The 24972-nt window shown below is 67.6% G+C and carries 22 protein-coding genes and 1 pseudogene; 7 read left to right on the top strand and 16 right to left on the bottom strand.

What is annotated here, in order from left to right:
- Positions 1 to 724: 724 nt before the first annotated feature.
- The 4 genes from ACGFIF_RS22030 to ACGFIF_RS22045 all read right to left on the bottom strand — a co-directional run bounded on the left by ACGFIF_RS22030 (position 725) and on the right by ACGFIF_RS22045 (position 3068).
- Positions 725 to 2050 (bottom strand): serine hydrolase domain-containing protein, encoded by a 1326-nt coding sequence (locus tag ACGFIF_RS22030; protein WP_393156823.1) that lies wholly within the window; start codon positions 2048 to 2050, stop codon positions 725 to 727.
- 124 nt (positions 2051 to 2174) lie between these two features.
- Entirely contained in the window at positions 2175 to 2402 is a 228-nt protein-coding gene (locus ACGFIF_RS22035) for a hypothetical protein (RefSeq protein ID WP_393156824.1), read from the bottom strand.
- Between the two features lie 77 nt (positions 2403 to 2479).
- A complete protein-coding gene (locus ACGFIF_RS22040) occupies positions 2480 to 2683 on the bottom strand; it encodes a KTSC domain-containing protein (RefSeq protein ID WP_393156826.1) in 204 nt (67 codons plus the stop codon).
- A gap of 31 nt (positions 2684 to 2714) precedes the next feature.
- Positions 2715 to 3068 (bottom strand): XRE family transcriptional regulator, encoded by a 354-nt coding sequence (locus tag ACGFIF_RS22045; protein ID WP_393156828.1) that lies wholly within the window; start codon positions 3066 to 3068, stop codon positions 2715 to 2717.
- A gap of 139 nt (positions 3069 to 3207) precedes the next feature.
- Between ACGFIF_RS22045 and ACGFIF_RS22050 the strand changes: the two genes are divergently transcribed.
- Positions 3208 to 3504, top strand: a complete 297-nt coding sequence (locus ACGFIF_RS22050) for a hypothetical protein (RefSeq protein WP_393156830.1) — start codon at positions 3208 to 3210, stop codon at positions 3502 to 3504.
- Positions 3505 to 3562: 58 nt separating this feature from the next.
- Here ACGFIF_RS22050 and ACGFIF_RS22055 read toward each other — a convergent pair whose 3' ends face one another.
- Entirely contained in the window at positions 3563 to 4768 is a 1206-nt protein-coding gene (locus tag ACGFIF_RS22055) for a hypothetical protein (RefSeq protein WP_393156831.1), read from the bottom strand.
- 337 nt (positions 4769 to 5105) lie between these two features.
- Positions 5106 to 5735 carry a hypothetical protein gene (locus tag ACGFIF_RS22060; RefSeq protein ID WP_393156832.1) on the bottom strand — a complete coding sequence of 210 codons (630 nt, stop codon included), beginning with the start codon at positions 5733 to 5735 and terminating at the stop codon, positions 5106 to 5108.
- A gap of 488 nt (positions 5736 to 6223) precedes the next feature.
- Between ACGFIF_RS22060 and ACGFIF_RS22065 the strand changes: the two are divergent.
- Positions 6224 to 7005 (top strand): annotated as a pseudogene (locus ACGFIF_RS22065) (aldo/keto reductase).
- A 43-nt stretch (positions 7006 to 7048) separates the two neighbouring features.
- On the opposite strand, the gene ACGFIF_RS22070 reads toward ACGFIF_RS22065, so the two are convergent.
- Positions 7049 to 7858 (bottom strand): BTAD domain-containing putative transcriptional regulator, encoded by an 810-nt coding sequence (locus ACGFIF_RS22070; RefSeq protein WP_393156833.1) that lies wholly within the window; start codon positions 7856 to 7858, stop codon positions 7049 to 7051.
- 147 nt (positions 7859 to 8005) lie between these two features.
- Positions 8006 to 8233 (bottom strand): hypothetical protein, encoded by a 228-nt coding sequence (locus ACGFIF_RS22075; RefSeq protein WP_393156835.1) that lies wholly within the window; start codon positions 8231 to 8233, stop codon positions 8006 to 8008.
- A 215-nt stretch (positions 8234 to 8448) separates the two neighbouring features.
- Here ACGFIF_RS22075 and ACGFIF_RS22080 point away from each other — a divergent pair, with 215 nt between their 5' ends.
- The 5 genes from ACGFIF_RS22080 to ACGFIF_RS22100 all read left to right on the top strand — a co-directional run bounded on the left by ACGFIF_RS22080 (position 8449) and on the right by ACGFIF_RS22100 (position 12389).
- Positions 8449 to 8640, top strand: coding sequence for a hypothetical protein (locus ACGFIF_RS22080; protein WP_393156837.1), 192 nt, complete (start codon positions 8449 to 8451; stop codon positions 8638 to 8640).
- A gap of 73 nt (positions 8641 to 8713) precedes the next feature.
- The gene (locus ACGFIF_RS22085; protein ID WP_393156838.1) at positions 8714 to 8911 is read left to right on the top strand and encodes a hypothetical protein; all 198 of its coding nucleotides are present in this window, start codon (positions 8714 to 8716) and stop codon (positions 8909 to 8911) included.
- Between the two features lie 63 nt (positions 8912 to 8974).
- Entirely contained in the window at positions 8975 to 11290 is a 2316-nt protein-coding gene (locus ACGFIF_RS22090; protein ID WP_393156839.1) for a MinD/ParA family protein, read from the top strand.
- A complete protein-coding gene (locus ACGFIF_RS22095; RefSeq protein WP_393156841.1) occupies positions 11287 to 11973 on the top strand; it encodes a hypothetical protein in 687 nt (228 codons plus the stop codon). The genes ACGFIF_RS22090 and ACGFIF_RS22095 overlap by 4 nt, the downstream gene beginning before the upstream one ends.
- A 14-nt stretch (positions 11974 to 11987) precedes the next feature.
- Positions 11988 to 12389 carry a hypothetical protein gene (locus tag ACGFIF_RS22100; RefSeq protein WP_393156842.1) on the top strand — a complete coding sequence of 134 codons (402 nt, stop codon included), beginning with the start codon at positions 11988 to 11990 and terminating at the stop codon, positions 12387 to 12389.
- Between the two features lie 263 nt (positions 12390 to 12652).
- Here the strand turns inward: ACGFIF_RS22100 and ACGFIF_RS22105 are convergent, their stop codons facing one another.
- The 8 genes from ACGFIF_RS22105 to ACGFIF_RS22140 all read right to left on the bottom strand — a co-directional run bounded on the left by ACGFIF_RS22105 (position 12653) and on the right by ACGFIF_RS22140 (position 24971).
- Entirely contained in the window at positions 12653 to 13723 is a 1071-nt protein-coding gene (locus ACGFIF_RS22105) for a class I SAM-dependent methyltransferase (protein ID WP_393156844.1), read from the bottom strand.
- Between the two features lie 73 nt (positions 13724 to 13796).
- Positions 13797 to 15425, bottom strand: coding sequence for a LuxR C-terminal-related transcriptional regulator (locus ACGFIF_RS22110; protein ID WP_393156845.1), 1629 nt, complete (start codon positions 15423 to 15425; stop codon positions 13797 to 13799).
- A gap of 102 nt (positions 15426 to 15527) precedes the next feature.
- Positions 15528 to 18410 (bottom strand): vitamin B12-dependent ribonucleotide reductase, encoded by a 2883-nt coding sequence (locus tag ACGFIF_RS22115; RefSeq protein WP_393156847.1) that lies wholly within the window; start codon positions 18408 to 18410, stop codon positions 15528 to 15530.
- A 121-nt stretch (positions 18411 to 18531) separates the two neighbouring features.
- The gene (gene nrdR, locus ACGFIF_RS22120) at positions 18532 to 19026 is read right to left on the bottom strand and encodes a transcriptional regulator NrdR (protein WP_393156849.1); all 495 of its coding nucleotides are present in this window, start codon (positions 19024 to 19026) and stop codon (positions 18532 to 18534) included.
- Positions 19027 to 19295: 269 nt separating this feature from the next.
- A complete protein-coding gene (locus ACGFIF_RS22125) occupies positions 19296 to 20981 on the bottom strand; it encodes a dihydroxy-acid dehydratase (RefSeq protein ID WP_393156850.1) in 1686 nt (561 codons plus the stop codon).
- Positions 20978 to 21862: a dihydrodipicolinate synthase family protein gene (locus ACGFIF_RS22130; RefSeq protein WP_393156851.1), complete on the bottom strand. Its 885-nt coding sequence runs from the start codon at positions 21860 to 21862 to the stop codon at positions 20978 to 20980. Before ACGFIF_RS22130 ends, ACGFIF_RS22125 begins: the two co-directional genes overlap by 4 nt.
- Positions 21859 to 23244 (bottom strand): NAD-dependent succinate-semialdehyde dehydrogenase, encoded by a 1386-nt coding sequence (locus ACGFIF_RS22135; RefSeq protein WP_393156852.1) that lies wholly within the window; start codon positions 23242 to 23244, stop codon positions 21859 to 21861. The genes ACGFIF_RS22130 and ACGFIF_RS22135 overlap by 4 nt, the downstream gene beginning before the upstream one ends.
- Positions 23244 to 24971: a glycoside hydrolase gene (locus ACGFIF_RS22140; protein WP_393156854.1), complete on the bottom strand. Its 1728-nt coding sequence runs from the start codon at positions 24969 to 24971 to the stop codon at positions 23244 to 23246. The genes ACGFIF_RS22135 and ACGFIF_RS22140 overlap by 1 nt, the downstream gene beginning before the upstream one ends.
- Between the last annotated feature and the right edge of the window lies 1 nt (position 24972).

The following is a 24972-nucleotide window of genomic DNA, read 5'->3' on the forward strand; positions in this document are numbered from 1 at the left end:
GAAGAATCATCCAATGCCTGTGAACGGGGATAAAACAATTTCGGCATTGACTTTCGGCACGCTGTTGAGTTCTCAAGAATCGGACGCACACCGCGCTTCAGACTTTCGTTTGAAGCTCCGGGGCAACTCGCCCAACTTTACTGTTTCGTCCGGGGCCGGTCAAATCGGCCTCTTTCGTCCCAGTCCCCCTGCGCGACCCAGTGACCGAAACCCGCCGAGGCGTGTTTCGGCTTCCGAGACCTTCAGGGAGTTTGTCGGAGGACCGGCCGCTTTCGCGTCCCGCGTCTCGCTCCAACAAGAAGAACATTACTGACATTCGCGGTGCAGATGCAAATCGGGGTCCGGGAGCTTGTCCGAACCCTCGCGAAGCGCCCTCGGCACCGGTCAGCCGGCACCTGCCGCGAGGCAGTGGTCGTCCCTCTGGTCACATCACTCACTCGCGTCTCCACGAGCGACTTCTCCCATGATGCCCCACCACACAAGCGTGGCTCCACGGGATATCTCGGCACAGCGTCGTACGGGCGGACCTCGCACGTCGCAGTACTGCTGAAGGACTCATCCTCGAGCGGTAAGACGAGGTGGGAGCCGGTCAGCCGGCTCCCACCTGTCACGTACCGCACCGTCCAGCAGACGCCTCTCGGCGAGTGGCCGCTCGTAGCGGCTGAGGTTGAGGCCCGGGGTCATGAACCGGACGGCATCAGGTGTAACCGGGACCCATCGACAGCTATTCCCGGGTGCAGTCCAGTTCGGCTCCGCCCTGGACGAAGACGAGCCGACTGCCGTCGTCACGGACCTCGAACTCAGTGTCGGCGTTCACCGCAGCGAACCTTGTCGCCGACGATGGGCTGAAACGCAGAGGAGCCTGACCGGCGAAGGTCACTGCCAGTCCGCTCCCCCAGCGGGCCACATCCAACAGCAGTCGGCCGTCCAATCTGTAGGTCCCAATCAGGCTTGCCATCGCCTCGTCGGTGGGCAGGTCCGGCTCGTCGACCTCCTGCGAGTAGTCGTCCCACTCATACGCCCTAGCGATCGCGGCAAGGGCTCTCTGAACGACCCAGCTGCCGTTGTCGCCGTTGGTCATGACCGCCGCGCCCTGTCCGGTGTCCCGGTAGGCGAGCAGATGGCAGCGGAACCCCTCGTTGCCTCCGCTGTGTCCGAACCGCACTCCCTCATCGCCAAGGAACAGACCGAGTCCCAGGTGATTCAGTCCACCGATCCGGTCCGTTGCAGCGATCTGTGGCGTCAGGAGTTCGCGGGAAAGCGCTGGCGACAGCAGGGCGCCCTCTGCTCCCGCATACGTCTGTTGGACGGCAACGGCGAACTTCAGAAGGTCAGTTGGCGTCGTCCAAAGCCCTGCAGCGGCCAGCTCCGGGTAGCTGTGCCACCGACCAGGCACAGGTCTTCCCAACTCGTCGTGAGCAGTCGCGGCCTTGTCGTGGAGGGCAGACGGCAATGGCTGCGCGTAGTCGCTGTCAGACATCCCGAGTGGTTCCAGCACGAGCTCGCGTGCGAGTTGCTGGAACGGCGAGCCGGTCACGTCCTCCAGTACCTGCTGCAGTACGACGGTGCCACCACCGGCGTACCGGAATTGGGTACCGGGCACGATGTCGACGCGGACGCCAAAGGTGTTCGTCGGCGCAGTTCCATCGAGGATCTGCCGGGTGGTCGGCAGAGCGGTCCCCTGGCGGTACCCCGGGAACCCGTGCACGGTCAGGCCCGCGCTGTGGCTGGCGAGCTGTCGCAACGTGACCACCGGCTGCCAGTCGCCTGTCGGCGGGACCTGCCACGAGGTGAGTCGGCGGTTCACGTCCTCATCGAGGTCCAGCAGTCCGCGGTCCACCAACCGGAGCATCGCGAAAACAGCGACAGGCTTGCTGATCGAGCAAGCCTGGAACAACGTTCCTGGTACGACGGCGGCAGGTTCGTCCGCCTGCTTTACGCCGGCGCAACCGGTGTCGACGAGTTCGCCGCCGTCGATCACCGCCCAGCTGGCTCCCGGTACCTGGAACTTCTCGAGATCAGCCGCGATCTCGTCGTACAGAACACTCATCCCCGCCCCTCCTCGGCTCGTTGTCTCGGAGCCTACGAACGTGACGGGTCGGCGCTCGGGGTGGATTGTCGCCGTGCCGACGCGAGCCTGCCGCGGCGTGTCGGCGGCAGGCTCGTGACTTCGGCTACCTCGACGGCTGTGGTGCTGAGCAGTCGATCTTCGGATTCGCACCGACGTAGTTCAGTGGGCCGACGACGATGGTGACCAGCGTTGTGCCCACCTTCGCGCACGTCGCGTCGGACCCGGCAAAGTAGTTCCGCTGGACGGCGGCCGCCAGGCCAATGAGCAGCCAGACGACCACAATGATCGCCACCGTGCGGGAACCAGTTGTAGATGCTCTACGAGTGCGCATGTCCACCTCCTGGGCTGAGCGCACCCCCGTGTTGATCAGTCCGGTGCCCGCCGGCATGCCTACAGAAACGGTCCGAGTCAAATCTCCCGGTAGTCGTAGCACGGCTTGATGTGCGTGTTGACGTACGCGCCGATGCTGGGCGCCGCGAGCAGAGCGGCGAAGGTGGTCTGCGGGACTTCGTCGTACTGATAGATGGAGCCGTTGACGTACTCGAGCTCCAAGGTGCCGTCGGACCAGCCGACCGATCGCACACTCGACGAGTTCACCAGTCGTCGCCTCACCGGCGCTCCCTTCAGTACGACGTCCGCCGCCCTAGTGTGCCGGTGATCGCTCCGGCTCGGCAGACTCGAGGCGGGCCACGGCGCGGGCGAGGTCGCCGAGTGCCTCATGGAGTTTGCTGATCACATCGTGGTCGAGCGGGATCTGGGGCTCGTCCAGGCCCAGCTTCGCGGCGAACCGGACCCGGGCATCGGTCGGCGCCTGTCTGAGTGTGGTGTCGAGTGCTTGCTGAAGTTGTGGGCTCGGCAGCATGTCCGGGCGCTCTCCCCATTTCGTGACCGTCCTTGGCGCGATGCCGAGGTGCTCGGCGAAGGACTCGTTGGTCAACCGGAGTGCATCGCGCAAGGCATGCGCGTGCCGGCCGGTCCATTTCTCGATGATCGTCATCGGTATCACTCCCTGCGCGTTGATCACTCCTTGCAATCAGATTACGGCGATCGGGTGATCGGAAGAGTTCCTAATTTCTGCCCTGTGGATACCGGTTCGGTTCCTGGTGAGGTCACCGCCGCGGGCGTTGACTTTGGGCATGGACGAGATCAGCGGTCGAACCACCACGCTGCTGCGGAGGACCCCGCGACGGCGTCATCTGAAAGTCGCGAACAAATCCGGGCCACGCTGTTTCCAGCTGGTCCGTCATGTCGACGTGTCTGGTGTCAGCGGCATCGGCGTGGTCGCCGAGGGCGTCGAGTGGACCGACGGGACGGTGGCCCTGCACTGGGGTGGGCGCTACCCGACCACCACGGTCTGGCCGGACGGAATCGATGCGCTCCTCACGATCCACGGTCACAACGGCGCGACCACCATCGAGTGGCTGGACGGGTGACATGCGCCCCCAGACTCGGTGGGGCGGGCCCACCCTGCACCCGGCCCGGCTCACCGACCTACTCCGTATAGAACTGCTCCCGGTACTTACCTTCCGGCTGCTTTGTAGTGCCCTTCTTGCGGGCGGACGTCGACTTTGGGTCGTCATCGGCGGGCGGCGGGATGGTCCCGTTGTCGGACCGCTGGTCGGTAGGTCGCGCGCTGGGCCGATCGCTCGGTGGCTGGTCGGTGCCTGCGCTCTGGTGCGAGCTGCTGCCTTCGCTCCGGTGCGAGCTGGGGCCTTCGTGCGGTTGCGACCTGGTGTTTTCGATCGGCGTCGGACTGGGGCTGTCTTTCGATGGCCGCAGGCCGGCGTGCTGCGGGAGATGCCCGCTACTCGGTTCGGTGGTCGGGCTGGCGCTCCCGGGTTCGGCGGCTTCGAGGAGGTGGTCGACTGCTGAGTTGAAGTCGAGCTCGGCACGGGGCGCCGTGGCGCGATCGATGACGTCGGCGGACGAGCGTCGTACCGGGAGATCGTTGGCTGCGGCGGACAGCTCGGCGAGGGTGTCGAGGAGGCCGAGGGCAGTCTCGACCTCACCGGGGTTGTTGACCAACCACCAGACTGCGGCCGAACCGGGCGTGGCGAAGACGTCTTCCTTGAGGTACGCGCGTTTGTCCTGCTCCATCCGGCGTTCGAGCAGCGCGGTCTGCTCCCGGCGATGTAGGGCGGCGAGGTGCTGAAGATGCTTCTGGTCGGCGTCCGGCAGGCGAAGGCGTACCTCGGTCGCCCAGCTGCGCACCTGTCCCTTCTCGTCGAGCGCGGGCTCACCGAGGAGGGCGGCCAGGCGGTGCTGATTGAGCGACTCCTCGGTCACCTGCTGGGTCGCCGTCAGTGACCGGGCGCGCTCGAGCAACGCGTCGACCGCGACCGCACCGAGGTCGGCATGCCGGGCACCGGACAGCACGGTCGACCACTGCACAACGGCCGAGAAGCTGAATTGGAAATCGGGTGAGGCAGACGGCAGACGTACGTCGGCAACCGTGCGCGTCGGCGGCCCGGTGAAGACGGGATCCCGATCCGGCAGTACGACGGACGGCGTGGACGGCGGTGAGGTCACCAGAGGTCGAGGCGGGTCGGGTTGCTTCCAGACCACGGCCAGGATGACGAGCAGGACCACCGTGAGCACGACCGCGGCCCAGCCCGGGAGACCAACGATGAGGCAGACGATGTACAGGACCAGGACGATGGCGGCAGCTGTCAGGAGGGAGTTGCGATGGAGCTTCATGGTGGCGTTCCTTCACCACGTCGGGCGGACGTCAGGAGGTCGGCCAATGCGTACCGGACGGCTTCCCCGTCCTCCCGCCACCCGGGGCACCGACAACCCAGAGCACGGACCTCGCCACGCGACGAGCCCACAAAAAGTCTCCCACCCCTAACCCAAAGTAGCCGCCACCCGCGTGTCGGTTGGCTCAGCACGCGGGCGGGCTGGGCGTGGGGTCCGCCAGGCTGGGCGTCGGTCCGCCAGGCTGGGCGTCGGTCCGGCGGGCTGGGCGTCGGTCCGGCGGGCTGGGCGTGGCGTGCGACGTGCTGGGCGTCGGGTCCGGCGTAGCCGAGCTCCTGGGTCAGCCCGTGAGGGAGCGGAGGGCTCGGCGGGAGGGGGTTAGGAGGACCGGTTTGTAGGGGCAGCGGGCGTCGGTGAGGGTTTCGTAGGCGCGGATGGCTCGGTTTGCGGCGTCCCAGCCTTGTTCGGCGGGCGTGCGGCCGAGGCCGCGGTTGCGGACCAGGGCGCCGTAGAAGGCGGAGCAGAAGACGGTCGCCTCGTACCAGCCGATGACGGTGCTGGTGCCGATGTAGGTGATGTCGTCCTGGAGGCAGTCGCGGATGGCGCGTTGCCACTTGCCGATGCCGGTTTTGCAGCCGTCGGCGATGACGACGCCGCTGGCGATGCCCCACTGGCGGTCGAGGAACCAGTCTGCCAGCGACCTCAGCGAAACCTGGGTCTTGCCGTCGGTGGAAAGGAACGACGGTTCCTCGCTGTGGTCACCGTGTGCCATCACGTGCAGGACGGTCGAGGGGGTGGTGAGTGCGGAGAACGCGGTCTCGTGGTCGCGGGTGCGAACGAAGTTCACGTCGATCACGGGCTGGTCCCAGCCGGCGTTGATGTTCCCGGTGATGCCCTGGACGAACGTCATCGACGCGTCGAACGAGCTGTCCAGACCGAGGTCCACCAGAGTGATCAGCCGGTTCTTCATTCGCCCACCCCTCCCGCACGTTCCGACCCGCCGCACCCATGATGAACCACGCTGCCGACAGTTCGCGCCCCCCTTCTGCTGCGCTGAGACGGTGGGCACGGTGGGCGGTGTGCCTTGTCACACAGGGTTTCTGCGGCCGTACGGCGTACGGCCCGGGTTGGCTGGTGGGAGGGTGGACCGGATCCCCGAGGGGTGCCCGTGGGGCGCTCGGTGGGAGGGTCCGCCTGGATCCCCGAGGGGTGTCCATGGGGCGCGCTCGGTGGGAGGGTCGGCCGGATCCCCGAGGGGGTCAGTGGCGCGCTCGGTTGGAGGTCACCGCGGTCCGTGAGATGTGCCTGTCGGGGGTGCGGGCGGAGGGTTCGAGGTGCGGTGGGGTGGGGGGCGTGGGTTGGGCGGGCCGGGCGTGGGGCGGCGTACGGTGGCGGGAGGTTTGGGCTGAGAGGGTGGTGGATGTGGTTGATGGGGTTCGGTTGACGGGTGGGGTTGTGATGCCTCGGGTTGGGGTGGGGACTTCGCCGTTGGGGGATGACGACGCGGAGCGCGTTGTGGTGGAGGCGCTGGAGGTCGGGTATCGGTTGGTGGATACCGCGGAGAACTATCGCAACGAGGTTGGGGTGGGGCGGGCGTTGCGGGGGGTGCCTCGGGATGAGGTGTTCGTGACGTCGAAGTTCAACAAGGGTGGCACAGCGTGGACGGGGCGCGGACGGCGTGCGAGGCGAGTGCTCAGAAGTTGGGCGTCGAGTATCTCGATTTGTTGCTCATTCATTGGCCCAATCCGGATCAGGACCGGTACGTCGACGCTTGGCGAGGGCTGATCGCGTTGCGGGAGGCTGGTCTGGTTCGCGCGATCGGTACGTCGAACTTCAAGCCGGCGCACCTGCAGCGGCTGATCGACGAGACCGGCGTGGCGCCGGAGGTCAACCAGGTGCAGCTGAGTCCGGTGTGGGCGAAGCGGGCCGAGCGGGAGTTCCACGCGAAGCACGGGATCGTCACGGAGGCGTGGAGTCCGCTGGGTAAGGGCACTGACCTGCTGGACCACCCGACGGTGCGGCAGGCTGCCGAGGCGCATGGCAGGACGCCGGCCCAGGTCGTGCTCCGGTGGGAGACACAGCAGGGCGTCGTACCGATTCCCAAGTCCGCGAACCGCGCGAGGCTCGAGCAGAACCTGGCTGTGTTCGACTTCGACCTGACCGATGCGGAACTGGACGCGCTGTCAGCCCTCGACGGCACCGCCCGGCCTGCCGCCGACTCCGACCGTTCGGGCCACTGACGACAGTGTCTGAAGTCGGTCAGCGGCTAAGTCCGGAGGCCGGTTACCGGGTGCGGGCTACCTTGTGGGACGCAACGGCCAAGTAGGGGCCCACCAGTTCGCGGAACAGGTCGCTGGGTGGGAGGCCCAGTTCTCGGTCGAGCATGGCCTCGAATCGTTGGTAGTGCTTGATGGCCTCGACGAGGTCGCCGTTGTCCAGGTGGGTTTCGACGATGGTGCGGTGGGCGCTCTCGTGAAGTGGTTCGATGCTGATCGCGGCCCGCGCGGCCTGGAGAGCCTCGTACGTACGTCGTTGCCGTCGGCGCAGGTTCGCGAGGGCATCGAGGGCACCCAGGCGCAGGTACTGCAATCGTTCGCGCGCAGTCAGCACCCAGTCGTCGTACCAGCCGGGCAGCAACTCCGCAGAGTGCAGGACGGCGACAGCGGCGTTCTCGGCCGCATCGCTGTCGAGGACGCCGCTCTTGAGGACGCCGCTGTCGAGATCCGCGGCGTCATGGATCAGCAACTCGGCACCGGCCAGGAACCAGTCGACATCCACGACGACCGCGTCGGCCAGCGCGAGCGACGAGTCGCCGATCTCCAGCAGCGGCGGTACGCCAATATGCCGGTGCCGCAGTCGCCAGAGAACGGCACGAAGGCGAGCGGCCGCGACCTCGTCGGTGCAATCCGGCCACAGGGTCGCGGCCGCATGGGTCCGGGCGCAGCGGCCGTTGAGGGCCAGGAGGGCGATGAGGTGCTGTGGACCGGCCGGCAGTTCGACCTGGTCCACCGTCTCGGCCGATACGTCGGCGGCGGTCAGGAGCCAGTCGCCGAGCAACTGAAGCCGAAGATCGCATCGCAAGAATGTCCGCACCGCACGGCCCCCCTCGTGGAGGCGCGGCGCGCGTCGGACCACGCCTGCCCCCCGGCTGTGTTGCCTGCAGATATCCCCGCTGTGTGTGACGACCAAACCACCAACCGCCACACACTCTCTGCACCATTGGTCAGGAAGGGCCGGATGTCAAGCCTGACCCGCCGTTCGGCCGATGAACTCCTCGAGCCAAACCCGGACCTCGCGGTAGACGGCCTCTGGTGACGCCACCACCGTGGTCGTCTCGGTGTCGGCGCCGAGGTCGGGCCGCTGGGTGATGCGCGCCTTGAGGCCGGCAGCGTCGTCCTTCTCCCGCCAGACCCGGATGACCAGTGCCGCCGCTCCTGGCACGGATTCGGTCTGCGTCTGTTCGGTCATGTTCCACTCCCCCGCGGGACGATCGACCCGCTGCCTCGCGCCGTGTGGGGACGGACAACCGGAAGATCCACGATGAGGCAACGATCCCTGATGTACCCCCGTTACGTCGACCACGGGCTTCCTGACAACGCTGTGACAACGCTGTGACAACGCGCTGAGCATGCTGTCCGGCTTCCACTGGCTGTGAGCACCGAACAGGGTGGAGGAGGTGACTCATGAACGAGAAACTGACGGCGGTCGAACTCGACCTGGAGGAGATCCAGGTGCTGCCGGAGCGGGAGGCGCTGGGTTCGTACAACTGGGCGAACATCTACGCGTCCAACACGGCGGTCGCGCTGAACGCGTCGTCGTACTGGTCCGTGGCCAAGGCCGCGGCCGTACAGACGATCGTGGTCAAGCAGCACTAGCGGGCCGAATCGGGTGTGCGGGCGGTGATGACCATGTGCGCCGTCCGCACGCCGCAGGACTGAGGGGGTTTCGATGACGGATCTCGGCAGGATCTCCCGGACGGAGGTCTCCGGCCAGTCGGCCGAACTGCTGCCCGCGCGTGAGGCGCTGGCACTGATCAACATCACCAACATCACGGCCGTCAACCTGGCGATCGCGGTGAACGCGGGGACGATCGGCTCGACCGCGGCCGCCGCCGCTGTGCAGCATGTGGCTGCCTTCCAGCGCTAGCTCTGCCGGCGCACGGAACTCGCGGGGGGCCTGTGCCCCCCGCGCTGGCCGGGAGCCCGCATCGTGACGACGACAGAAGACGGCGCCCGAACGGTCCGGTTGCTCGGCGGACACAGGCCGCGGCGTGCGGCCGGCGTACGCCTGCTCGGACAGTACGAGGGATCCGGATTCCGGGACGAGCGATACCTGGTCGAGCGAGCCGACCGGCAGATGGTCCTGCTCACCAAACTGCTCTACCTGATCGTCGAGAACGCCGACGGGCGGACGTCGACGGATCTGCTGGCCGAGCGGGTGAGCCGGGCGTACGGCCACCGCCTCGATCGCGACGACCTGGTCCGCCTCATCGACGAGAAGCTCGGACCGTCCGGGTTGGTGGCACTGTTCAACGGCGCACCGGTAGGGCAACGAAAGGCCGATCCGCTGCTGGCATTGAGCGTACGGGGCGTGCTGCTGCCGGCCACTGCGGTTCGGGTGATCGCGCGCATCTTCGCGCCGCTGTTCCATCGTCCGATCATCTTCGCGGTGCTTGGGGCGGTGATCGCATTCGACATGTGGGTGGTGAGCACCCTGGCGCCCGCCGAGGTGTTCGGCGCTCTCGTCGATCCGGCCGGCGTCCTGGCCGCACTGGCTTTGTTGCTCATGGCAACGCTCTTCCACGAGTTCGGTCACGCGGCCGGCTGCAGGTACGGCGGCGCCAAGCCAGGCCGGATCGGTGTCGGCATCTACCTGTGGATCCCTGCCTTCTACACCAACGTGACCAGCGCCTACCGACTCGACCGGGCCGGCCGGCTGCGGACCGACCTGGGCGGTGTCTACTTCAACGCGGTCTTCATCGTGGCCGCGGCAGGGATGTACCTGTGGACCGGATGGTCCCCCCTGCTGGCGGTCATCGCCCTGTCCCACCTGGAGATCATCCAGCAACTGCTGCCGGTGGTCCGGTTCGACGGCTATTACATCCTCGGCGACCTGGCCGGCGTACCGAACCTGTTCGGCCACGTTCGGCCAATCCTGCTGAGCCTGCTGCCAGGTCGTCGCAACGATCCCGGTGTGGCTCAGTTGCGGCTCCGCACTCGTGTGGTCGTCACGACGTGGGTGCTGATCACCGTTCCCGCGCTGCTCATCGGTCTGGGGCTCCTCACCTGGAACGCCCCTGGCTACCTCGCGGACTTCTGGGGCCGCTCGAGCGAGTTGTGGACCGGCGCGCGAGCGCTCGCCTCAACAGGACAACTCGGTGCCGCGGCACTCGCGCTGCTGTCCATGCTGGCGATCACCCTCCCGATCGTCGGTCTCAGCGTCGTCCTGGGCAGATCTGTGCTCCACGTTGTCCGGGCGGTTCGAGCCCGGCATACCGCACCGTCGCCGGCCGAGGAGGAACCGATGGACCACAGCAACGCTGACGACCCACCTGGTGCAACGTCGTTCACCGAGGACAAGATGCTCCGACGTCGCGTTCCGCCGCCCCGGGACGGCTGGCGTCACGGCCTGTACTACGTCTCGAGCGGCCGGATCAACGTCGGACCGAGTCTGGCCCAGCAACGAGAGCAGGAGCGGATCGACCGAGTTCGGGCGCCGCTGCGCGAGCCACGCAGGGTGGTCACCTTGAGCCGCAAGGGCGGCGCCGGGAAGACCACCACGACTCTGATGCTCGGCCACACGCTGGCCATGCACCGCGGCGACCGCGTGGTCGCGCTGGACGCCAACCCTGACGCCGGCTCGCTCATCTATCGAGTACGGCGGGAGTCCCCGGCCACGGTCACCAATCTGCTGGGCGAGCGCGACCTGATCACCAAATACGCCGACCTGCGCGCGTACACCTCCCAGGCACGAAGCCGGCTCGAGGTGATCGCGTCCGACGACGACCCGACCATCAGCCAGGCGCTGGGCGATCGGGACTACCGCACCGTGCTCGACCTGCTCACCCAGCACTACAACCTGATCCTCGTCGACACCGGGACCGGCATCCTCGACAGCGCGATCCAGGGCATCCTGCGGGAGGCGGACCAGATCGTCGTGGTGATGCCGCCCGCGCTCGACGGCGCCCGGGTCGCCGCCGGGACACTGGACTGGCTGGACCAGCACGGGCACGCCGACCTGGTGTCGTCCGCGGTCGCGGTCATCAACACGACCAGAGGCAGGCCGCGCTGGCTCCAACTCGACGAGATCGAGAACCACTTCTCCAGTCGTTGCGCCGGTACGGTCCGCATCCCGTGGGACCCGGCGCTGGACAGCGGTGCCGCGGTCGACCTCGACGACCTGCGCTCCGCCACCCGTGACGCCTATCTGGAACTCGCCGAACTGGTCGCCACCGGCTTCACCACGAGCCGATGGACTCCCGTTTCGGTGGCTGACCCGTCCCTGACCGCCAAAGGAGTGTCATGACCGTTCACCGCCGATTCGAAGCGATCCTGGTCGTCGCGTCCCTCGTCATAGGTGCGACTGGCACCGCGAGCATGCTCACCTTCCGGAAGGGCCAGGACTTCGACCTCGTCGCGTCCGCAAACCCGTCCACGCCACGCAGTACGGACACGGACCGGACTGCCATGATCGAACGCGCCAGGGGCAAGCGGGCCCAGGTCGATGCCGTGGCAAGCGCATCGGCCACCTGCAGCGGGTGCAACGGTACCGCTGCCGCAGTACAGGTGGTCTACGTGAGCAAGGCGAAGAGGGGTACGGCGGACAACCTCGCCACCGCCTGGTCAAGTTGCAGCAACTGCAGAGCGACCAGTGTGTCCGTGCAGGTCGTAGTGGTCCGGCCCGGTACGACGCTCGCCACGCGGAACCGTGCGTTGGCCGTGAACGCATCATGTTCCGGCTGCACGTCCGGAGCGATCGCAGTGCAGTTCGTGGTTGTCACCAGCAAGCACCGCACGTTCTCGCGTCAGGGCCGGCAGCAACTGGAGGCGCTGGCGCGTGAACTGGAGGCTCAGCTTTCGACGCGCACCAAAGCGGCCCGGCTTGCGGCGACGAAGGACAAGAGCGGACTGACGAGTATCGAGGCGCTGGTCCGCAAGGAACTCAAGCCAACCAGTTTGAAGCCACAGGTCACTGTCAAGACCGGGTGACGGAAGGAAGCCCCATGCCTGCCCGACGATGGATCACTCTCGCGATCACACTGCTGGTCTCGCTGCTACTGACCGGTTGTGAACCGACCAAGACCACGTCCGGCACTGGCAGCACCGGCAGCAGCGGCCGCGGCAGCGTCGAGAAGACCACCACTGCGAAGACCGGAGCCACCGTCCGGATCACGGCCTCGAAGAAGACCTGCTGGGCCGGGCAGGTCGGCGCGGCGAACAGGAAGGGCTGCGGATCGGCCACCTATCAACTCAAGGCGTCGAGCGGTTCCTACCGCGTCAATCTGCGCAAGACCAAGGGTGTCGACGGCCTCACCGTCGTACTGGTTGTCAATGGCAAGAAAGTCGACAGCGGCCGGATCAGCAGCAGTTCGAGCGTCGTCGCGATCAGCTACGCCAGCAATTGATCGCGACAAGGCAGGCTCGATCAGGTCGTGAAGGAGCCTGTGATCAGGGAGCAGGACTCGACGCCGTTTTTCTGGGACCAGAGGCGGATGCGGACAAGGGTTCCGTCGGTGACGGAGAAGTTGCAGAACGACCTGCCTTGGTAGTCGGCGACCTTGGGTGTCGTCGAAGGATGCGTGGGCGTCGCACCAGAAGCCGACCTGGCTCTGCTAGAGCTGGACGGCCCGGGCGCTGTGCCCGTGACCCGGGCTGCGGCTGCGGGCGGTTATCGGTGGGCGATGTAGTAGGCGTTGAACGCGTCGGCGTCCACGTGGGTGACCTCGATCGAGGTGAAGCCGGCGTCGGTCAGCATTTGCCGGGCCTTCTGTTCGCCCCAGACCGTGCCGAGGCCGTCGCCGGCGAGGGACAGCGAGACCGTCATGCAATGCATGGTCGAGACGCCGTACAGGAAGGTGGCGAACGGGTTGTCCAGGTTGTCCTCGAGGTTGCTCGATGCCTGGATGTCGACCATCAGGAAGACCCCGCCGGGCCGCAGCGACGCCGCGATACCGGCGAGGACCTGCGCCGGATGTGCCTGGTCATGGATCGCGTCGAAGGCGGTCACCAGGTCGAAGCGAGCGTGCTCCCCCAACGCTGCGGCATCCCGTACGACGAACTCCGCGTTCGCCAATCCCAGCGCAGCCGCCTCGGCCTGACCGGCGGCGATGCCTTCGGTGGAGAAGTCGTAGCCGACGCACCGGCTGCGTGGGTAGGTGGCGGCGATCAGGTTGACCGCGTGCCCGCCACCGCACCCGACGTCGGCGACATCGATGCCTTCCTCGAGCCGCGCAGGCAGCCCGGGCACGAGCGGAAGTACGGCGTCGATCAGAGCCGCATCGAAGACCGCGCCACTGTCCTCGGCCATCAGCCGATGGAACTCGGTGTACTCCGAGTACGGAACGCCACCGCCGCGGCGGAAGCACTTCACCAGCGACGACTCGACGCCGGCCAGCAGCGCGATGAACTGGGTTGCTCCGGCGAGGTTGCTCGGTCCAGCGGCGCGGGTCAGGAAGGCGGCGTGTTCACGCGGCAACCAGTACGTCCGGTCGCGAGCGTCGTACTCGACGACCCGGGCGACGGTCATCGCGCCGAGCCACTCACGCACGTACCGCTCCTGCAGTCCGGCGGCGCCGGCGATCTCGTGGCTGGTGGCCGGCGGCAGCTCCGCGAGGGTGTCGTAGAGGCCGACCTGGTGGCCGATGCTCGTCAGCAACGCAAGGGTCCCGTGGTTGAGTACGTCGCCCATCTGCTGGCCGAAGGCCTCGACGCGGGTGGTGTCCAGCACTGTCTCGCTCATGATGATCTCCCTAGCTCGCGAGCCTGTCCGCAGCGTCGCACCGGGAGATCGACCCGAGCATCGGTGAACTCGCCTATTCGTGCACCTGCGTGAGGTAGGCGGCGGCCTCGGTGCGGTTCCGTACGCCGAGCTTGGACAGGATGCTGGCCACGTGGTGCTCGACGGTACGGCGACTGATGTACAGCCGGGCCGCGATCTCCGGATTGGGCAGACCCTCAGCCAGTACGGCGAGCACGTCGAGTTCCCGCTTGGTCAGCAGCCCGAGACCGCGAGGCCCACTGCGGGCAGCAGTCGCTCCAGCCGCTCGAAGCCAGGCAGCAGCCGCATCAGCATCAGCAGAGGCGCCCAGATCCTCGAACACCGCGAGAGCAATCCGGGCCTCGGCGACGGCAGGAGCGGGATCGTAGGAGCACATGGCATGCGCCAACATCATCCGGGTACGCGCGACCTCGAGAGGCATCTCCAACAGGCCGAACCACGTCTGCGCCGCCGTCAGCCGGGCCACGGACTCACGGGACTTTCCCTGCGCCAGAAGGGCCCGTCCACACAAGCGGGCAGCGCGTGCTGCGATCAACCCGCTGTCGGTCGTCGTACCGAGGTCAGATAGCCGCTCTGCCTCCGCGACCGCGCCGGCAACGTCACCGGTCGCCAGACAGGCGGCGCCGAGCACCTCACGCAGTCGGGCCTCCTCCAGAGGCGTCGTGTCGTCGAGCTGGCGTCGTATCAGCGAGACAGCCATCGCCACCTCCCCCGCAGCCAGGTAGGCAGCGGCCAGGACGGGCCGTACGACGGTGCGATCCTCGAAGCCGGTGAGAAGACGACGTGCCTCGCCGACTCGGCCCTGACCGAGTCGGAGGTCGGCAAGGAAGGCAGCAGCCTCTGCCTGGACCGCCGGCAGCGCATCACGTGCCAACTCCACTGCCGCGGTCAGCTCGATCTCAGCACGCGGCCAGTCACCGGTGGAGACCAGCACAGCGCCGTACGACGCTCGGCAGGTCGCGTGGAGGTACGGGCAGCCGTAGCGCTCCATGAAGCTGTCGAGCGAGCGTGTCCACTGCACGACCCGCAGGAAGTCGGCACCACGTACGCACGACCGCATCAGCAGACAACTGGTCAAGACGACAGTGTCAGGCCTGGCACCCTCACCACCGAGTGCACCGGCCAGAGCCTCGTCCAGCAAGGCAGTGCCCTCGATGACCTGCCCCAGGTTGATGAGAGCCGAGCCCCACATGCTGAGTGCGCACAACTCGAGGTCCCGGTCCCCCACTTCGGCTGCAACGCCGTACGCCGCTTCGCACCAGGCAGCAACGTTTGCCGCATCGTCCGCGGATCCAGCTCGGGCCAGCGAGGCCCATGCCGATATGACGGGGTCACCGACCTCTGCAGCCACCCGGACTGCCCGAGACGCCCACCCCTGCGCGGCGGCACGGTCGCCGTAGTTGGCGTCGTACAGGAGGCTGAGGCCGAGTGCCATGAAGACGGCCTCGGCCGGGTTGGAGCGGCGGAACAGTGCGTAGGCGCGCTCCCAGCAGGAGAAGGCGGCCCGGGTGTCGCCGAGCCACCACTGCGCGTTGCCCAGCCCGGCGAGGCCCTCGGCGGTCTCACTGACCCCGTCGGACCCGAATGCGGACCGCGCCGCCACCCAGTCCCCGTCGCCGAGCGCCTTCTCCCCGGCCGCAAGGAGACCGCTGATCTCCTCCACAGCACGACGGTAGACGCGCTGCGGCCCCCGGGGAAAGTGGGAAGTTCCCGGGGGCCGTGGCGCTTTCAGTTGGTGGCCGGCCGCAACGGCCGGTCAGGTGGGTCAGCTGCAGCCGGAGGTGCTGCCGCAGCCTTCGCAGACGTAGCAGGAGCCGCTGGGGCGCATCTTGGTGCCGCAGGTGAAGCACAGAGGTGCGTCGACCGAGGTGCCGGTGATGAGCTCGAACATCTCGGCGGTCGTGCGGACCTCAGAGGTGTCGATCGGCTTGGCGGCGGCCGCCTCGACCGCAGCCGGCTTCTCCGGCGCCGGCTCGACGGACTTCAGGGACTCGGCCTCCGAGACCTCGACCGGGGCCGGCTCGTAGGAGCCGGTGTCGAGCTGCCGGGACCGCTCTTCCGCGGAGTAGATGCCCAGGGCGGCCCGCTCGTCGAAGGGCAGGTAGTCCAGGGCCAGCCGGCGGAAGATGTAGTCCATGATCGACTGCGCCATCCGGACGTCCGGGTCGTCGGTCAGACCGGCCGGCTCGAACTTCAGGTTGGTGAACTTCTGGACGTAGGTCTCCAGCGGTACGCCGTGCTGGAGCGCGATCGAGATCGCGATCGAGAAGGCGTCCATCACCCCTGCCAGGGTCGAACCCTGCTTGCCCATCTTCAGGAAGACCTCGCCCAGACCGTCGTCCGGGTAGGAGCCGGCGGTCATGTAGCCCTCGGCACCGCCGACGCTGAACGACGTGGTCCGCGACGGCCGCGACTTCGGCAGGCGCTTGCGGGTCGGCCGGTACTCGATCACCTTCTCGACGATCTTCTCCGCGACGGCAGCCTCGGCCTCGACCGACTTCTTCGCCTTCGCGTCCGCCAGCGGCTGACCGACCTTGCAGTTGTCGCGGTAGACCGCGAGTGCCTTCAGGCCGAGCTTCCAGCCCTGGAAGTAGACGTCGGCGATCTCCTCGACCGTCGCGGTCTCGGGCAGGTTCACCGTCTTCGAGATCGCGCCGGACAGGAACGGCTGCGCGGCCGCCATCATCCGCACGTGACCCATCGGCTTGATCGCCCGCTCACCCATCGCGGTGTCGAAGATCTCGTAGTGCTCCGGCTTCAGGCCTGGGGCGTCGACCACGTGACCGTGCTCGGCGATGTACTCGACGATCGCCTCGATCGTCTCCTCGGTGTAGCTGTACTGCCGCAGCGCCCGCGGCACCGTCTGGTTGACGATCTGCATCGAGCCGCCGCCGACCAGCTTCTTGAACTTGACCAGCGAGAAGTCCGGCTCGATACCGGTGGTGTCGCAGTCCATCATGAAGCCGATGGTGCCGGTCGGCGCGAGCACCGAGGCCTGCGCGTTGCGCCAGCCGTTCTTGGCGCCGATCTTCAGCACGCCCTCCCACGCCGCGGTGGCGTGCTTCTGGACGTCCTTGTCGATCTCGTGGATGGTCCGGATCGCGTCGTTGGCCGCGGCGTGCTTGCGCATCACCCGGGTGTGCGCGTCCTTGTTCCGCTCGAAGCCGTCGTACGGGCCGACGACACCGGCCAGCTCGGCCGAGCGCTTGTACGACGTACCGGTCATCAGCGAGGTGATAGCGCCCGCCAGTGCGCGACCACCGTCGGAGTCGTACGCGTGGCCGGTCGCCATCAGCAGCGCGCCGAGGTTCGCGTACCCGATGCCCAGCTGCCGGTAGGCGCGGGTGGTGTCGCCGATCGCCTCGGTCGGGAAGTCGGCGAAGCAGATCGAGATGTCCATCGCGGTGATGATCAGCTCGACGGCCTTGACGAACTTCTCCGAGTCGAACAGGTCGTCGTCGCGGAGGAACTTCATCAGGTTCAGCGACGCCAGGTTGCAGGACGAGTTGTCCAGGTGCATGTACTCCGAGCACGGGTTGGACGCGGTGATCCGGCCCGTCTCCGGGGTGGTGTGCCAGTCGTTGATGGTGTCGTCGTACTGCAGACCCGGGTCGGCGCAGGCCCACGCGGCCTGGGAGATCTTGTCGAAGAGCTCGCGCGCGTCGACGGTCTCGATCACCGAGTTGTCCAGCCGCGCCCGCAGCCCGAACTCGCCCTTCTCCTCGACCGCGCGCATGAACTCGTCGGTGACCCGGACCGAGTTGTTGGCGTTCTGGTACTGCACCGAGGTGATGTCGCGGCCGCCGAGGTCCATGTCGAACCCGGCGTCGCGCAGGACGCGGATCTTCTCCTCCTCGCGCATCTTGGTCTCGACGAACTCCTCGATGTCGGGGTGGTCGACGTCGAGCACGACCATCTTGGCCGCGCGCCGGGTGGCGCCGCCGGACTTGATCGTCCCGGCGCTCGCGTCCGCACCGCGCATGAAGGAGACCGGTCCGGACGCCGTACCGCCGGAGGACTGCAGCAGCTCCTTGGACGAGCGGATCCGGGACAGGTTCAGGCCGGCGCCGGAGCCGCCCTTGAAGATCAGGCCCTCTTCCTTGTACCAGTTCAGGATCGAGTCCATCGAGTCGTCGACGGCGAGGATGAAGCAGGCCGACACCTGCTGCGGCGAGGACGTCCCGACGTTGAACCAGACCGGCGAGTTGAAGCTGAAGTACTGGTGCAGCAGCATCCAGGTGAGCTCGTGCTCGAACACCTCGGCGTCGGCCGGGGTGGCGAAGTAGCCGTAGTCCTCACCGGCCTTGCGGTACGTCTTGACCACCCGGTCGAGCAGCTGCTTGAGGCTCCACTCGCGGTTGTCGTGCCCGACCGCGCCGCGGAAGTACTTCGTGGTGACGATGGTGGACGCGTTCACGCTCCAGTAGTCGGGGAACTCGACCCCGCGCTGCTCGAAGACGGTCTCACCGGTCTTCCAGTTCTGCTGGACGACGTCGCGGCGCTCCCACGTCACCTCGTCGTACGGATGTACTCCCTCGGTCGTGAAGATGCGCTCGATGGTGAGTCCCGCGGGCGCGTTCTTCCGCCCGCGGAACCCGGCCGCCGACCTCTTGGTCGACCCCGAGTGGCCGGTCACCGTCTCTGTCATGGTTGCTCCTCGCCCTGTGTCTGCACTGCCGCGGTCTGTCGGGACCGCCCCGTTAGGTTCGTGCCGGTACTGCGTGTCTGCTCAACTTCCTGCACTGCGTGGTGTTACTCGTTCCCCCGGTTTACGTCTGCTGGGTCGGCTTCAGCGGGCGCGGTTCGGTGCCTTCCGGCTCCTTCTCCGCCCGCAGCAGCGCGATCTCCGTCTCGAAGTCGTCGGCGGACTCGAACTGCCGGTACACGCTCGCGAATCGCAGGTAGGCGACCTCGTCGAGCTCCCGCAGCGGCCCGAGGATCGCGAGTCCGACCTCGTGCGCGGGCACCTCCGGCGAGCCGCTCGCCTTGAGCGCGTCCTCGACCTGCTGGCCCAGCCGGGCCAGTGCGTCGACGTCCACCGGCCGGCCCTTGCAGGCCTTGCCGACCCCGTTGATGACCTTCTCCCGGCTGAACGGCTCGGTCGCGCCGGAGCGCTTCACGACCGTGAGCTGCATCTGCTCGACGGTGGTGAACCGCTTCTCGCAGACCGGGCACTGCCGGCGCCGGCGGATCGCTCCGCCGTCCTCGGCCACCCGGCTGTCGACCACACGGGAATCGGCGTGCCGGCAATACGGACAGTGCACGACGAATCACTCCTCCCGTGAGGCCGCCGCGGGGACGTCCTGTGGATCTGCCTGGGGACAACTTGTGTGTAACTGACCACTACCTGTGGAAAATTACACCCGTGTAACCACTACATCTAGGGATCCTAGATCGCTGCTCCGACAGTTTGCAAGAACGTCCGGATCCCGCGCGCGTCTCTTTGTTCCAACACCCGCGCGGCCCGGTGTAGTCCCGCGTGGCGCCGCTGGAACAGGCCCCGACGGGCGCAAACTATGGCCCGCCGAGGGGGTCAGGAGGCGGGCAGGCAGAAGTCGAAATCGCAGCCGCGATCGGCTCCCAGAACGTGGTCGCGGAACAACTTTCGGTAGCCGGTGAGCGGCTCCGTGACGGGCGCGGGGAGGTCCGCCCGGCGCTTCTCGAGCTCCTCGGGTGAGACGAGGAGGTCCAGGCGAGCTTCGGAGACCGACAGGCGGATCTGGTCACCGGTGCGGACCAGGGCGAGCGGTCCGCCGAGTGCGGCTTCCGGTGTCACGTGCAGCACGATCGTGCCGTACGCCGTACCACTCATCCGGGCGTCGGAGATGCGGACCATGTCCCGTACGCCGAGCCGGGCGAGCTTGGCCGGGATGGGGAGGTAGCCGGCCTCGGGCATGCCTGCACCCAACGGACCGGCGTTCTGCAGCACCAGTACGTCGGTCGGCTCGACATCCAACTCCGGATCGTCGACACGCGCCGCGAGATCCTCCAACGACGTGAAGACGACTGCTCGGCCGGTGGTCTCGAAGAGGGCCGGGTCAGCCGCGGACCGCTTGATCAACGCACCGGATGGCGCCAGCGAGCCACGCAGCCACACCAGCCCGCCCTTCTCCCGGCTCGGCTCGCTCAGCGGTCGCACGACCTCCCGGTCCACCCAGGTGGGCCCATCGCCTAGCCGCTCCCCCAGCGTTTCTCCGGTCACCGTGAGTGCAGACAGGTCCAGCAGGTCCCTCAGCTCATGCAGTACGGCGGGGAGGCCGCCGGACGCATGCAGATCCTCCATGTAGTGCGCACCGGTCGGCTTGAGCTCCACCAGCACCGGTGTGGTCTCACTCAGCTCGTTCAGCTCATCAGGATCGATGGGCAGCCCCAGCCGCCCAGCCATCGCGGTCAGATGGATCAGCGCGTTGGTCGACCCGCCGATGGCCAGGAGCACTCGCAGCGCGTTGCGGACAGACGCCGCGGTGACGACCTGGTCCGGCGTACGCCCCGCCACTGCAATCGACACGGCCGCGGCACCAGTCGCCTCACCGATCCGCAACCGGTCGGCGTGCACAGCGGGCGCGGCAGCACTGTCCGGCAGCGCCATGCCGAGCGCCTCCACGATGCAGGCCATCGTGGACGCGGTCCCCATCACCGCACAGGTCCCCGCAGTGGTGGCCAGGTTGCGCTCGACCTCGCCGATCTCCTGCTCGGAGACATCACCGGCCCGGTAGCGCGCCCAGAACCGCCGGCAGTCGGTGCACGCGCCAAGTCGCTCGCCCTGGTACCGGCCGGTCGACATCGGGCCGGTGACGAGCTGGATCGCCGGACGACCGGCCGAGAACGCGCCCATCAGCTGGGCCGGGACGGTCTTGTCGCAACCGCCGACCAGAACGACGGCATCCATCGGCTGGGCCCGGACGAGCTCCTCGACGTCCATCGCCATCAGGTTGCGGTAGACCATCGCGGTCGGCTCGAGGAAGCTCTCCCCCAGCGAGATGGTGGGGAACTCCATCGGCAGCCCACCGGCCGCGATGATGCCGCGGGCAACGGACTTCACCAGCTCCGGCTGTTGCCGGTGGCAAGGGTTGAAGTCGCTGGTGGACGTGGCGATCCCGATCACCGGCCGGTCCAGCGACTCCGGCGACCGGCCGCTCGCGTGCAGGAACGCACGCCGGAGGAACCTGGAGAAGTCGCGGTCGCCGTAACTGACCAGACCGCGATAGATCCCACTCATGAGACTCCCGGCGTCCGACGGAGATGCTCGGTCAGCAGCCGGTACATGCTCTCCGGCGGTACGGCGGCCGGCGGGCGGACCGCGTCGTACGAGATCAAGCCGCGCAGCACCAGACTGCGTTTGCGCAGACCGAGCGCGATCCCGGCCTGGAACTCGAAGTTCACCAGCGGGAGGTAGTCACGCCAGACCTCCCGGGCCGCCTCGAACCCGCCTTCCCGGAAGGCTCCAACGCACGCGAGGAGACCTTCGGGGACCGAGAAGCCGGTCATCGCACCGGCCGCACCGACGGCCAGTTCGTCGAGCAGGCAGGTGCCGCCGAGGCCGCCGAAGATCGGCACGTCGAGTCCGGCCGCCAGCTCGGCGACCGCGGGCGGGCTCGGCGACGACTCGGACTTCACCGCGACGACCGATGGCACGTTGCGGATGGCGGCGACCAGGTCGGCGGTGGCGATCGGGACTCCGCTGATCACCGGGTAGTCCTGCACCACGAGCGGCCGTTGGGTGCGGTCGGCCACCTCGTTCAGATGTTTGCTCAGGGCCACCGGATCGCTGGAGTTCACTTGAACCATCAGTCCGGCGAGACGAGATCCGACCACTGGCAGGACGTTCTCGGCCTCCGTACAGACCTCTGCGAGGTCGAGCGCACTGATGCCGATCACGAGCGGCAGGTCGGCAGCGGCGACGACCGTCTCCACGACGGTACGGCGTTCCGCGGGGGTCAGCCGGGCTGCTTCACCGAAGACGCCGAGCACGGTCAGCCCGGTCGCGCCGATCGTCTCGTAGTGCCGGACCTGCCGTCCCAGCGACGCGGTGTCGACGGCCGAGCCGTCCGCCGTGAGCGGCGTCGCCAGCACGCCCCACACCCCGGGATCCAACGTCATGGAGCTCCTCTCGTCGTCACCGCGGTGGCCACCGTGTACGCCTCCAGGCTCTCGGTGCCACCCTCCCTGCCGTACCCGGACAGTTTGACCCCGCCGAACGGCGAGCCCGCGGCCGCCAGCGCCACCTCGTTGACACCGATCATGCCCGCTTCCAGCATCGCGACCGTGGTGTCGGCGCGTTCCAGGTCGCTGGTGAACACGTACGCCGCCAGGCCGTACGGCACCGCGTTCGCCTGAGCCAGCCCGTCCTCGATCTCGCCGAACGGCAGGATCGGCATGATCGGGCCGAACGGCTCGTCCCTGAGCACTGCCGCGTCGGCCGGGACATCCGTGAGGACGGTCGGCGGGTAGAAGAACCCGCGTCCCTCGGGATGCACGCCGCCGCAGTGGATCTTTGCTTCGCTGCCCTCGACGAGCGCCGCGACTGCCTCTCGCCGGCGGGCGTTCGCCAGCGGTCCGATCTCCAATCCTTGAGCGCGGTCGACCACCAGCGAGACGAAGTGGTCGAAGACGGCTCGCTGGACGAAGATCCGGCTGGGCGAGATGCACACCTGACCTGCGTTGCGGAACTTCGCCCGGACCAGGGCGTCGGCCGCACGTCCGAGCTGATCTTCGTTGAGGTCGTCGAAGACGAGTACGGGCGCGTGACCGCCGAGCTCGAGGGTCAACGGCTGCAACCGCTCGGCGGACAGCCGCACCAACGACTGGCCGACCGGCACCGAACCGGTCAGCGTGATCTTCGCGATCACGTCGGAGCCGATCAGCCGCTCGCTGACCCGCGGCGGGTCGCCGGTGATCAGGTTGACCACGCCGTCCGGCACGCCTGCATCGGCCAGGGCTCGGATGAGTGCGGCTGCCGTACGTGGGGCCTCGATTGCCGGGCAGACGATGATGCTGCAGCCGTACGCGACCGCTGGTGCGAGCTTGCGGGCTGGGAGGGAGGCCGGGAAGTTCCAGGCTGTGAAGGCGGCGACCGGTCCGATCGGCCGCCGCTCGACCCAGGAGCGGCGGCCCGGCGCCGACGGCAGCAGCCGGCCGTAGGACCGGACCGCCTCGCCGGCGAACCAACTGAAGTACTCCGCTGACTGCCTGACCTCTGCCTCGGCTTCAGCGATCGGTTTGCCTTGTTCCTCGGTCAGGATTGTGGCGATGTCTGACAATCTGTCGAGCAGGAGCCGGCCGGCCCGGTCGAGCACCTCCGCTCGTTCGGTCGGCGTCGTACGACGCCAGATCGCGAAGCCGGCCGCGGCTGCGGCCAGGGCGTCGTCCAGGTCCGCGTCGGACGCGTTGGGGACCTGGGCGACGACCTCCTCGGTGGCCGGATTCAGGACGTCGATCGTCCGGCCGTCCGAGGCTTCCCGCCAGGCACCCCCGATGAACATCAGGCCACCTTGGTCAGGACGACCAGGCTCAGCGAGGGCAGTGGCAGCTCGAGTTGGAGATTGAAGCCGCCGTCGACCTGAGCCTGTGTGTCGTCCGCGAACTTCTCGAGACCTTGGCGGGCGGTGATCGCGGCAAGCTGCTCCGGCGTCGGATCCTGCGGCGCGCCCTGGTCCTGCCAGGCGGTGTGGCTGTTGCTGTGGCTGTGGTCGATCCGGTAGTGCTGCACGGTCCACTCACCGGTCTCGAGTCCGTTGACCTCCACGTCGACCTTCGTGAGGTCGCTGTCCTCGGCGTACTGGTCGTCTCGGTGCCGCCAGACCAGGATCGCGACGCTGTCGGTGGCCGAGTCGCGGCTCGCGATGACGTCGATCTCCTCCGGGAGTCCGTTGCCCAGGGCACTGATATCGGAGATGTCCGCTACCTGGTCCGAGGTGGCGGCGAGACGTCGGTCGCCGAGGTGTGCGAAGGCCCGGTAGGCGTTCATCAGCGGCTTCTCGATGCCGGACGCGGTGACGAAACTTCTGGTGCCCTCGAAGTAGCGTTCGCCCTCCATCGAGAAGCTCCAGGTGGTTGCCTCGTGCACCTTCGCGGCGTGCTGTGCGTTGAGGTCGAGCACCTTCTTCATCAGCTTGGCCTGGAACACCGGGTAGTACTCGTTGTTGCGGTAGGCGAAGTTCGCGTTGTCGTAGATGCCCCAGTGCGCGGGCACCGAGGCGTCGCACTCGTCCACGATCACCGGCGCGCCGACGTACTGGGGGAACTGCTCGATGACGGCGAGCGCGCGGTCGATCTCGCGCAGCATCTTCGGGGTCGACGGCGACTCTTTGACCGGCGCCGGTGCACCGATCGGGCCGTACGTGCGCCAGGGCGTGAAGTGCGAGCCCTTGGTGTGGAAGGAGACGAAGTCGACGGGCAGGTCACGGTCGGCGCAGGCCTGCAGGAAGCCGTGCAGGAACACTGCACCCTTGTCGCCACCGGTGACCGCGGGTCCGCCGACCTTCGCGGCCGGGTAGACGTCGCGGATCGCCTTGACCGTGACGTCGTACAGGTCGTGGAACTGCTCCGGGGTGCCGCGCCAGTAGGAGATGTCCGGCTCGTTCCAGAGTTCCCAGAGCCAGTGCTGGACCTCGTCGACGCCGTATCGCTCGAGTACATGTTCGACAAGTGCCGCTACCAGACCACCCCACTTTGCATAGTCCTTGGGCGGGAATGACCACCAGCCGGCTTCGTAAGCGCTGTATTGACTGGGGCTGTTCTCGAACGGGAACTCGGTCTTGGCCTCGTCGGGGACGAGTGCGAGCGGGGTGAAGGCGAGCTCGACCAGCGGATGGTGGCCGGCGCCGACGATAGCGTCGTACGTGAGGTCGGCGATGGTGAAGTCGTAGAACGGCTTGCCGTCCGCGTCCTCGTGGTAAACGTTGCCGCTCCCCCAGTGCGGCAGGCCCAGTCCGGTGCCGCTGTTGAAGATGTTGTGCGGGCGGACGTGGTACGGCGTCTCCGCGAAACCGCCGATTGTCTGCAAGGTCCGGCGGCCCTGGGGTGTGTAGGTCCAGTTGATCTCGTCGTAGCCGAGGCTGGCCCACGGGCGGTCGAGTACGCCGAGGTCGCTTTGCGCGTCGACGGTCACCCGGGCGGCGCGGATCGGAGCGGCATCGGGGTCGGAGGGGGCATACGGGAGTCGTTGAACGTCGCTGGGAGAGGCGTTCAGCGTCTGTTCCTGGGTCATG

This window comes from Kribbella sp. NPDC049174, from assembly GCF_043197365.1.
GTDB lineage: Bacteria > Actinomycetota > Actinomycetes > Propionibacteriales > Kribbellaceae > Kribbella.

Coding starts and splice junctions, on each gene's coding strand:
- ACGFIF_RS22030 (WP_393156823.1), bottom strand. CDS start 2,050: ATGAGTGTTCTGTACGACGAGATCGCGGCTGATCTCGAGAAGTTCCAG.
- ACGFIF_RS22035 (WP_393156824.1), bottom strand. CDS start 2,402: ATGCGCACTCGTAGAGCATCTACAACTGGTTCCCGCACGGTGGCGATC.
- ACGFIF_RS22045 (WP_393156828.1), bottom strand. CDS start 3,068: ATGACGATCATCGAGAAATGGACCGGCCGGCACGCGCATGCCTTGCGC.
- ACGFIF_RS22050 (WP_393156830.1), top strand. CDS start 3,208: ATGGACGAGATCAGCGGTCGAACCACCACGCTGCTGCGGAGGACCCCG.
- ACGFIF_RS22055 (WP_393156831.1), bottom strand. CDS start 4,768: ATGAAGCTCCATCGCAACTCCCTCCTGACAGCTGCCGCCATCGTCCTG.
- ACGFIF_RS22060 (WP_393156832.1), bottom strand. CDS start 5,735: ATGAAGAACCGGCTGATCACTCTGGTGGACCTCGGTCTGGACAGCTCG.
- ACGFIF_RS22075 (WP_393156835.1), bottom strand. CDS start 8,233: ATGACCGAACAGACGCAGACCGAATCCGTGCCAGGAGCGGCGGCACTG.
- ACGFIF_RS22080 (WP_393156837.1), top strand. CDS start 8,449: ATGAACGAGAAACTGACGGCGGTCGAACTCGACCTGGAGGAGATCCAG.
- ACGFIF_RS22085 (WP_393156838.1), top strand. CDS start 8,714: ATGACGGATCTCGGCAGGATCTCCCGGACGGAGGTCTCCGGCCAGTCG.
- ACGFIF_RS22095 (WP_393156841.1), top strand. CDS start 11,287: ATGACCGTTCACCGCCGATTCGAAGCGATCCTGGTCGTCGCGTCCCTC.
- ACGFIF_RS22100 (WP_393156842.1), top strand. CDS start 11,988: ATGCCTGCCCGACGATGGATCACTCTCGCGATCACACTGCTGGTCTCG.
- ACGFIF_RS22105 (WP_393156844.1), bottom strand. CDS start 13,723: ATGAGCGAGACAGTGCTGGACACCACCCGCGTCGAGGCCTTCGGCCAG.
- ACGFIF_RS22115 (WP_393156847.1), bottom strand. CDS start 18,410: ATGACAGAGACGGTGACCGGCCACTCGGGGTCGACCAAGAGGTCGGCG.
- ACGFIF_RS22125 (WP_393156850.1), bottom strand. CDS start 20,981: ATGAGTGGGATCTATCGCGGTCTGGTCAGTTACGGCGACCGCGACTTC.
- ACGFIF_RS22130 (WP_393156851.1), bottom strand. CDS start 21,862: ATGACGTTGGATCCCGGGGTGTGGGGCGTGCTGGCGACGCCGCTCACG.
- ACGFIF_RS22135 (WP_393156852.1), bottom strand. CDS start 23,244: ATGTTCATCGGGGGTGCCTGGCGGGAAGCCTCGGACGGCCGGACGATC.
- ACGFIF_RS22140 (WP_393156854.1), bottom strand. CDS start 24,971: ATGACCCAGGAACAGACGCTGAACGCCTCTCCCAGCGACGTTCAACGA.